Annotated in this window: 11 protein-coding genes and 1 pseudogene; 8 read left to right on the top strand and 4 right to left on the bottom strand. The window is 40.6% G+C overall.

What is annotated here, in order from left to right:
• Positions 1-2,202, top strand: a 2,202-nt coding sequence (locus ACH2DQ_RS22375; RefSeq protein WP_395028392.1) for an RHS repeat domain-containing protein, incomplete at its 5' end; no start/stop codon positions are given.
• A 194-nt stretch (positions 2,203-2,396) separates the two neighbouring features.
• Positions 2,397-2,804: a hypothetical protein gene (locus ACH2DQ_RS22380; protein WP_394911421.1), complete on the top strand. Its 408-nt coding sequence runs from the start codon at positions 2,397-2,399 to the stop codon at positions 2,802-2,804.
• 92 nt (positions 2,805-2,896) lie between these two features.
• Here ACH2DQ_RS22380 and ACH2DQ_RS22385 read toward each other — a convergent pair whose 3' ends face one another.
• Positions 2,897-3,019, bottom strand: coding sequence for a hypothetical protein (locus ACH2DQ_RS22385; protein WP_394911420.1), 123 nt, complete (start codon positions 3,017-3,019; stop codon positions 2,897-2,899).
• An 83-nt stretch (positions 3,020-3,102) separates the two neighbouring features.
• On the opposite strand from ACH2DQ_RS22385, the gene ACH2DQ_RS22390 reads away from it, so the two are divergent.
• Positions 3,103-3,243 carry a hypothetical protein gene (locus ACH2DQ_RS22390; protein WP_394911419.1) on the top strand — a complete coding sequence of 47 codons (141 nt, stop codon included), beginning with the start codon at positions 3,103-3,105 and terminating at the stop codon, positions 3,241-3,243.
• Positions 3,244-3,811: 568 nt separating this feature from the next.
• Here the strand turns inward: ACH2DQ_RS22390 and ACH2DQ_RS22395 are convergent.
• Positions 3,812-3,907: pseudogene (locus ACH2DQ_RS22395) on the bottom strand (manganese catalase family protein); the annotation flags it as partial.
• Between the two features lie 3 nt (positions 3,908-3,910).
• Positions 3,911-4,150, bottom strand: coding sequence for a spore coat protein CotJB (locus ACH2DQ_RS22400; RefSeq protein WP_395028395.1), 240 nt, complete (start codon positions 4,148-4,150; stop codon positions 3,911-3,913).
• 75 nt (positions 4,151-4,225) lie between these two features.
• On the opposite strand from ACH2DQ_RS22400, the gene ACH2DQ_RS22405 reads away from it, so the two are divergent.
• The gene (locus ACH2DQ_RS22405) at positions 4,226-4,480 is read left to right on the top strand and encodes a hypothetical protein (protein ID WP_395028397.1); all 255 of its coding nucleotides are present in this window, start codon (positions 4,226-4,228) and stop codon (positions 4,478-4,480) included.
• A 113-nt stretch (positions 4,481-4,593) separates the two neighbouring features.
• Here ACH2DQ_RS22405 and ACH2DQ_RS22410 read toward each other — a convergent pair whose 3' ends face one another.
• Positions 4,594-4,785, bottom strand: coding sequence for a spore coat associated protein CotJA (locus ACH2DQ_RS22410; RefSeq protein WP_394911417.1), 192 nt, complete (start codon positions 4,783-4,785; stop codon positions 4,594-4,596).
• 162 nt (positions 4,786-4,947) lie between these two features.
• Between ACH2DQ_RS22410 and ACH2DQ_RS22415 the strand changes: the two genes are divergently transcribed.
• The 4 genes from ACH2DQ_RS22415 to feoB all read left to right on the top strand — a co-directional run bounded on the left by ACH2DQ_RS22415 (position 4,948) and on the right by feoB (position 8,780).
• Positions 4,948-5,163 carry a DUF3006 domain-containing protein gene (locus ACH2DQ_RS22415; protein WP_394911416.1) on the top strand — a complete coding sequence of 72 codons (216 nt, stop codon included), beginning with the start codon at positions 4,948-4,950 and terminating at the stop codon, positions 5,161-5,163.
• Positions 5,164-5,319: 156 nt separating this feature from the next.
• Positions 5,320-6,561, top strand: a complete 1,242-nt coding sequence (locus tag ACH2DQ_RS22420; protein ID WP_394911415.1) for an FtsW/RodA/SpoVE family cell cycle protein — start codon at positions 5,320-5,322, stop codon at positions 6,559-6,561.
• Between the two features lie 4 nt (positions 6,562-6,565).
• Positions 6,566-6,805 (top strand): ferrous iron transport protein A, encoded by a 240-nt coding sequence (locus tag ACH2DQ_RS22425; protein WP_394911414.1) that lies wholly within the window; start codon positions 6,566-6,568, stop codon positions 6,803-6,805.
• Positions 6,789-8,780, top strand: coding sequence for a ferrous iron transport protein B (gene feoB / locus ACH2DQ_RS22430; protein WP_394911413.1), 1,992 nt, complete (start codon positions 6,789-6,791; stop codon positions 8,778-8,780). The genes ACH2DQ_RS22425 and feoB overlap by 17 nt, the downstream gene beginning before the upstream one ends.
• Positions 8,781-9,261: the final 481 nt, after the last annotated feature.

Consider the following 9,261-nt stretch of genomic DNA (forward strand, 5'->3'; position numbering starts at 1 on the left):
ACACAGGAACAGGATGGAGGAACCTATCAGGCTGTTTACGATATATTAGGACAGAAAACAGAAGAATCAAAGTCATTCCCGGGTAAAACAACGATAGCCAAGACATTTACCTATGACAATATGGGACGGCTGGTTTCCACAACGGAGAATGAGGAAACGGTCACCTTTGTCTATAATGGTTTGGGACAGGTGATCGGGGAGAATGACAGCTTTACGGACAAGGAATATATGTATGACCATACAGGAGCAGTGCTGTCCATGAAAATTTCTAACAGCAGTGGAAATCTCCGCCATACGAAAAATACTTATGATCTTCTGGGGCGGCTGACCAGTGTAAGTGAAAATGGGAACCTGAAAGCGTCTTATACCTATGATAAGATGTCACGCCTTTTGACTACAAAGTATGAAAATGGGATTACGGAAGCAAATGTATATAATGATGCTGGTCTGCCCAAATCCGTCGTAAATAAAGATATTTCCGGAAAGATAATTTCTGAATATAAATATACGTATGCGGTAGATGGAAACCAGCTCAGCAAAACGGACGCAGGTGGAACTACCTCCTATCAATATGACGGACTGAACCGGTTAACCGAAGAAACACATACCAATACCGGGGAAGTGGAAACAACCAGCTATGAATATGATGAAAATGGAAACCGTACCAGAATGGAGAAGAGAACCGGCAATGGGCTGAAATGGGAAGAGTATACTTATGACCAGCTGGACCGTATATTAACGAAAGCTACCCCAGACGGAATTACGGCATACACCTATGACCGGAATGGCAACCAGCTTGCCAAATCGGAAGATGAGAAGGAGGAAATCCAGACATATGATGCATTGAACCGTCTGATATCATGGACCGATGGCAGCAAAACAGCAGAATATTCCTATTATCCGGATAATAACCGTGCCTCAAAGACAGTGGATGGCGTTACTACCAGGCATATCTGGTCAGCCGGAGAAATACAGGTTGACATTACGGAAGGAAAGACGGTAAAGTATATACATGGATACCGTCTGATCTGGTCAGATTATGGGACATACCTGTATAATGCCCATGGGGATGTTGTGCAGCTGGTCAAAGATGACCAGGTAGTGGAACGTTATGATTATGATGCTTATGGCAATCCCAAAGAAGAAAAGAGCGGGGAGAAGAAAGCAGCAGAAAAACGGGAAGACAGGCAGAGCAACAACAGCAATTCCGATCAAAACCCATACCGCTATGCAGGAGAATACCGGGATGAAGAAACGGGATACATCTATCTGCGGGCGAGGTATTATGATGTTAAACTGGGACGGTTTTTGAGTGCAGATCCGGCTAAGCAGGGGACAAACTGGTATGCCTATGCTGGTGGAAATCCAGTGCTGTATCACGATCCCAGCGGTTTGTTTTTTAGTGAAGCGTGGCAGGATATAAAAAATACAGGTAAAAAATTCATATCAGGAGCCAAAAGTTTCTTTAATTCAATCGGAAGTGCAGCTTCGTCTGCCGGAAAAAAAGTTAAAGAATTTGCGTCGACCCCTGGTGGGAAAATAGCAGTCGGTGTCTCGGTAATTGCCATTGCTGGAATAGCTACGTTAGCTACAGGAGGAGCCGCCGCTGGAGTAGCTGGAGGTATAGCACAGGGAGCGTTAATAGGTTCATCAGCAGCCGGGGCAATTGGAGCCGGGTCAGGTGCATATACAGCAGTTGTTGCTAATCGAGAGGAAACTGGGAGTTGGGAAGGTTCGTTTTCAGTTGGTTTAGAAGGTGCAGCTTCCGGCTTTGAATCAGGCGCGCTAACTGGGGGATTCAGTGGTATTATTGGAGGGGCAGCAAGTTATGGACCTAGAGAGGTGATAGGGCAGCTGATGAATCCGTATAGTCCACTAAATAGGGGAGCAAGCGAACCAGGGTCAATAACTGCTGGATCAAAATTAGTTGAAAAATTAAATGAAACAAAAGAATTAAGCAATAAGGCTATCAATCATGCATTAAATGGCCATATGCCAGCCAAATATGCAAAACAAATACCTTATCAAAGTATAGATATGGTAAACAATTATTTGTCAAATAATACCTTTTTTAACCCAAATTGGTCAGAATCAATGATCACTAATGCTCTTAACCAGGGGTATAATGAAGCTTTAACTAAAGGCTTCATAAATGGATATCATATATTAGGATATCAGGATTTATTAAATCAAATAAAATAAAGGGAGATGATATTATCTTTACAATTAATTACAGAATAGTTAATGATATTAATGAACTAAAATATATTTCTAGTAATAAATTTAATGATGAGTATACAGATATAGAAGGATTTTTTGAGGTTGATTTTTGTGGAAATATTGAGGGATATTATCATAATAATCATTTACATCATGATGAGATTGGCCATGAGTTATTGACGTTATCTTTTGATCTTTATATTGATACAATAGTATGTCTTTCTGAACATGGGTATGCTGCATTTAAAGTGATTGAGACATATAATACCTGGTATGAATTTAGATTAATAGGTAATAAAGTTTTAGTTAGTTATGCTCAAGAAATGGTGATTTCAAATGATTTTTTTGTTTCTGAAAATCAAAAACAGTTTTTCTATCCAAAATGGAAAAACATCGAAATACTATTTGATTCTTTGAAAGTTGAAGTTATTTCTAAATCCAATTTATATATTAGTGATCTTACAATGTTAAATATCCATTTAGTAGAAACTAACTTAATTAAGACATTTATAGAAAGATTACAAATTATTGAAATAAGTATTGATAGAAGTGAGGTTTATTATTTGTTTAGTGGATTAGCTTAATAAATTTTGTACTGCCTAAAGCAGTCGGAAAGTCTTTATATGTGTCTTTGGCGCGCTGGATCAGGCCATGCAAGCGGAGCCGTTTGAAGATTCTAAGAATTCCAGTTCGCTGCTATCATAATGGTAAGCAGTTGGCAGAGGCTGTAGATTCTTTTCTTCGTCGGCGCCTTTTCCACCGTGGAGCTTCCGTCCCGGTGCTGTACTTCGCGGTTCACGCGGAATTCCCCGATGTTATTGCAGGTGATTTCAATGCGCAGGACAAGGCAGAACTTATCATACACATACCAATACTGGGGAAGTGGAAACAACCAGCTATGAATATGATGAAAATGGGAACCGTACCAGAATGGAGAAGAGAACCGGAAATGGGCTGAAATGGGAAGCGTATACTTATGACCAGCTGGACCGTATATTAACGAAATCCACCCGGATGGAATAACGGCATAAACCTATGACCGGAATGGCAACCAGCTTACAAAATCGGAAGAAGAGAAAGAGGAAATCCAGACATATGATGCATGTAACCGTCTGGTCTCCTGGACAGACGGCAGTAAAACAGCAGAATATTCCTATTATCCGGATATCGACAGATTTTTTGTATCAGGGATACTATGAAATAATCTCCCAAGTATTCTGGTAACTCCTTAAATGCGTTGCCAGGGTATCCTCTCAAAATAAGCTGAATATATTGCATCGGTATGAACCCGTTTGCATTGACTGTTTAATAAGGGCGTATATCCAGGAACTTGCTGCGACGCGCATGGGAGAACATATCTTTTTTTGATACCATAAGCTTTATAATGGACTATGTGATCTCTATATAATCAGCAACTTATAATAGGAGGAGGATCCGGTGAAATTAACATAAGTATTAGTACCGGAAGCTGGAAAGAATCCGGACAGACGGGCGGCATCCGGGTTTATGCTGGGAAGTAATGTAGAGAGCAGTATCTGCAGGTATTCGTTATGGAAGGATTGCAAAGAGTGAGTTATATGGTATTACGTTAAGGGCCACCATACTGACTCATTATAATCTGAGCAATTTTTGCATTTGGAGTCTTAATATTTACAGGATATTGTAATCGTTTTTCATAATTCCACATAGGTTAACATTTCCCCCTTTCCCATGGCCATGGCTGCATTACCCATTCCCAGGTTTTACTCTTCACATCGTCCGTTGTATCGATGGTAAGCGGACCGTAAAGGGCAGCATATTCTCTTAAAGCTTTGTCACGTTTTTTAACATGTTCTTTACAAAATGCCAATGCTTTTTCATCGCATGGGTGTGTATCTAAATACAGAGTCATATCATTCACAGCAAAACTTACTTCATTGATATAGCACAATAATTCTTCCCTCGATTTTTTAGGGCAGGGAGGTTCCGGCTTGCAATCTGGTTTTACTGGAGGCGGGCAGGGACGTTGGCATCCGCAATCTGGTTTTACTGGTTCGCAGGGACGCTGGCATCCACAGTCCGGTTTTACCTGAGGCTTTTCAGGGCGCTGGCATCCGCAGTCCGGTTTCATTGGAGGCGGGCAAGGGCGCTGGCATCCGCAATCTGGTTTCACCTGAGGTCTTTCAGGACGTATGCATCCACAATCTGGTTTTACTGGAGGTTTTTCAGGGCGCTGGCATCCGCAGTCTGGTTTCATCTGAGGCTGGCAGGGACGCTGTGAACCACAGTCTGGTCTCATCTGGGGTCTGTTGTCCGGTCTGTACATGTTTTGGCAAGACTGGCGCTGATTCATATTGTTATAGTTTCCATTTCTCCAATTTGAACAATTATTCATTAACGGCAACCTCTCTTTCCGCAAAATGGTTTGCAAAGTTCGGGGAAGATGGTGCCAACCTCAAGGGCTTTACACAGTTCAAACTTATCGTGAAATGTCTGCCATGGTACGTAAGCCATTGCTACCGGCATATCTTCCAGGCAAGTACAAGGTCTTGTTGTTTTATAATCACAAGGTGTACAATTATTCATAAAGTCTCCTTATTCATTATTCTTATTTCAATATTATCTTATGAAATACCTTTAAAAACGTGTCATATTACGGATAAAGTTTGAAATAATCATGAAATGTGATAGAATAAAAATAAATTGGTTACATGTACCGGATGTCCAAAATAAAAGAAGAGGTGTAAAATGATTGTTATAGACAGAATAGAAAAAAATACAGCAGTATGTGAAACGGAAGATAAATCCATGATAACTATTCCTTTAACAAAACTTCCCCCTGACTGCAAAGAGGGCAGTTGTTTGGAACTGGATGAAAATGGCTCCTATATTTTACTGGTAAAGGAAACTGCCCTGCGTAAAAAGCAGATGGAAGAGCGCTTATTGCGTCTGTTCCAAAAATAATGTTAGCCATGGCTAAAAACTTCCCATTGAGCGGAATTCACGCTTCCTATTTTCAGGGGAATGTGGTATTATAATCCATAGGCAAAAAGTAAGTGGGACGTGTATATGGCAGGAAGATGATTTTAGGCACGTTCAGGGAAATTAAGGAGTTTATAAATGGTTCAGAAAACTAGAAATGCAGGGAGAGGAAATTATCCGGCAAGAAAGAAAAAATCAATCAGAAAAAGATTACGGGGTGAATTTCGTTATTATGATTATAATCTTTTAGCGAGTGTCATTTTGCTGACTTGCTTTGGATTAGTTATGTTGTATAGTACCAGTGCATACGAAGCCCAGATTGAGTTCGGATCGGACATGTATTATTTTGGAAAGCAGGCAATCATCAGCGCAGTCTGTCTTGTGGTGGTGTTACTGTTTTCCCAGATTGATTATCATGTTTATGCAAAGTTTGCACTTTTTATTTATATTATTGCAAATATTTTGTTGATTGCTACAAAGTTTGTGGGCAGGACGATTAATGGTGCAAGGCGCTGGATTTATCTGGGACCAATATCCTTTCAGCCGGCGGAGCTTGCTAAATTAGCAGTTATCTTATTTCTTCCTTTTTTAATTGTGAAGCTTGGAAAAAATATGAAAGGATTTAAGGCACCTATGATTGTTATGGGATTTGGTGCCGCAACATCTATATTTACATATTTGTTTACAGAGAACCTGAGTACGGCGATTATTATTGCAGGAATTACCGTAATCTTAATTTTTATAGCCCATCCCAAGACGCTTCCTTTTGTGGTTGGCGGCTGCAGCGTGGCAGCGGTGATCGGTTTGCTGGTTGCTTATCTGGCATCGGCAGTGCAGAACTCAGACAGTTTCCGAATTAAGCGTATTTTGGTATGGTTAGAACCGGAGACCTACTCCAGTCTGGGGGGATATCAAGTTATGCAGGCATTGTATGCCATTGGTTCCGGAGGTCTTTTTGGAAAAGGACTGGGCAACAGTACCCAGAAATTAGGCTCACTGCCGGAAGCCCAGAATGATATGATTTTCTCAATTGTATGTGAAGAACTAGGGGTTTTTGGCGCAGCAATGCTTACAATATTGTTTATTTTTCTCCTATACAGACTTTTATTTATTGCACAAAATGCACCGGATTTGTTAGGTTCTCTGATTGCAACCGGAATATTTGCCCATATTGCAATTCAGGTTGTATTGAATATAGCGGTTGTTATCAATCTGATTCCAACCACAGGTATCACCCTTCCTTTTGTTAGTTATGGAGGTACCTCTGTCATGTTCCTGATGGCGGAGATGGCACTGGCGCTGAGCGTTTCCAGACAGATTAAGTTTAAAGAACAGGAAGAAGAAGCAAAAGAAGGGAATCATTTTACGGTGAGAGGTTAAACAAATGACATTATCCGATGGAAAAATAGGAGATACTTATGTAGTGGCAGGACTTCACCTGGATGAAGGGATAACAAGAAGACTGGAAGCACTGGGTATATTTGAAGGCACAAAAGTAAAAATCATGAACATGAAAAAGAACGGAGCAGTGATCATAAAAGTGCGCGGCACAAAATGGGCATTGGGAAGAGAATTTGCATCAGGGATTGAGGCAGAGGAGCAGCGTGATGAAACAGACAATTAATGTGGCATTTGTAGGAAATCCAAATTGTGGGAAGACCACTTTGTTTAACGCATATACCGGTGCGAATCTTAAAGTGGCAAACTGGCCGGGGGTTACAGTTGAGCGAAAGGAAGGCTGGACAAATTACAAAGGCCAGCATATTAAGCTTATTGACACCCCTGGAATCTATAGCCTCACATCCTATTCAATTGAAGAAAAAGTAACCAGAAAATGTATAATGGAAGAAGATATTGATGTCATTGTAAATATCGTAGATGCATCGGCAATGGAACGCAACCTCTATCTGACCACACAATTGCTGGAACTTGGCAAGCCTGTCATTCTGGCGCTGAATATGATGGATATTGTGGAAGAGCGGGGGATGGAAATTGATCTGCACCGTTTACCGGAATTATTGGGTGCGATTCCGGTTGTTCCGGTTTCAGCCAGAAAACGAACCGGACTGGACGTATTAATGCATGCAGTAAAGCATCACTACGAAGAAGGACCCAACGAGCAGGTAATCCACTATTCTGCGGATATTGAGGAGAAGATAGGTAAGATTCAGGAAATTCTGAAAGAGCACCACCCAAAGATCCGTAATGACCGCTGGATGGCGATCAAACTCCTGGAAAAAGATGAGGAGCTGATTTCCCAGTACCTGGATGAAACCAATAAAGTAGTGGATCGCAGTTATGAAAAAGAAATCATTAATCAGAAATACGATTATATTGAAGAAGTTATGGAAGAGTGTTTGTTCTATCGGAATGAAAAGGCAGCTTCTACGGATCGGATTGATGAAATACTGACACACCCCATCTGGGGCGTACCCATATTTCTTGGGATTATGGCACTTGTATTTTTCCTGACGTTTGTAGTTGGTGACGCACTGAAGGGTGTGTTTGAAATCGGATTGAGCGCATTTTCCGATGGAGTTCATCAACTGTTGTTAAACATAAAAGCCGCTGACTGGCTGATTAGCCTGGTAGTTGATGGCATTATCGCGGGAGTGGGCGGAATTCTGACATTTCTTCCCAACATATTTATACTTTTCCTGGCGCTTGCTATATTAGAAGACAGCGGTTATATGGCTCGTGTGGCATATGTAATGGATAAATTAATGGGAAAAGCGGGACTGTCCGGAAAGGCATTTTTGCCAATGATTCTGGGATTCGGATGCAGCGTTCCGGCAATCATGGCAACCAGAGCGTTAGAGCGGGAAGAAGACCGAAAAAAAACGATTCTGATTACACCATTTATGTCATGTTCCGCAAGACTGCCCATATACGTTCTATTTGCAGACATGTTCTTTGGCAAATATGCAATGGCTGCTGCGTTTTCCATGTATGTGATCGGAATGGTAATCGGTATCGTAATTGCACTGGTGAAAAACAAACTGGATTCCAATAAGAGAAAAAGCCAGTCTCTTCTCATCGAATTGCCGGAATATAAAATGCCTAATACACGTACAATATTTATATATGTATGGGAAAAAGTAAAGGATTATCTTACAAAAGCAGGAACTACTATATTTGTTGCCTCAATTGTAATCTGGTTTATATTAAACTTTAACTTTAGCGGCATGGTGGAAGATGTATCCTTAAGTTTTGGAGCCATGATAGGGAAGTGGATGGAGCCGATTCTGGCGCCTGCCGGATTGGGAATGTGGCAAATCGGTGTTTCCCTCATAGCCGGTTTATCTGCGAAAGAAGTAGTTGTGTCCAGTTTTGCAGTTTTGTTTGGTGTTGGCAATGCTAATTCCGCTGCTGGAATGGCACAGATCATAGACAATCTTGGGAGTGCCGGGTTTGGCATGGTAAATGCTTATGCACTTATGATTTTCTGCCTCTTGTATACGCCTTGTGCAGCTACGGTGGCAACTATAAAAAAAGAGACGAATTCCTGGAAGTTTACTATACAAATGGTTTTATTCCAGCTGCTGCTTGCATGGGGGCTGGCAGTACTTGTATATCAGGTTGGAAGTCGGATATTTTAAGGATAAAGATGAAGCGTTTTGAGGATGCTTCATCTTTTTGTGCGAAAGTTTTGTCTTATCCTGTTAATTTTGATGTAGTACTGATGTTAATGGTACAGTATGATGTATAAGAAGGGGCAGTAGATGTCTGAGAAGTAAAATTCTATCAGATATTTGCAAAGTTTAATAAAGTGATTTTAAGTTATTTACTCAGTATTACCATTAAATGGATGATCACGATATACAATGCATGTTATTGTCGAAATATATAAAAAATTGCAGAAATTAAACATAATTTTTATTGATTAAATTTGTGTCTGTGCTATAATTAGGATAATAGAATTTAGTGGAGAGGATGATCCAGAAGTGAGAAAAACGCTTACAGAAAATAAAGGAGCATCTATGCTTCTGGCAATTTGTATCTTCATGGTACTTGCTGTAATCGGATTTAATGTGCTGGCTGCAGCGTCCGCCAATACATACAATTCAAGAGGGCAGTTAG

It is taken from the genome of Robinsoniella sp., assembly GCF_034124845.1.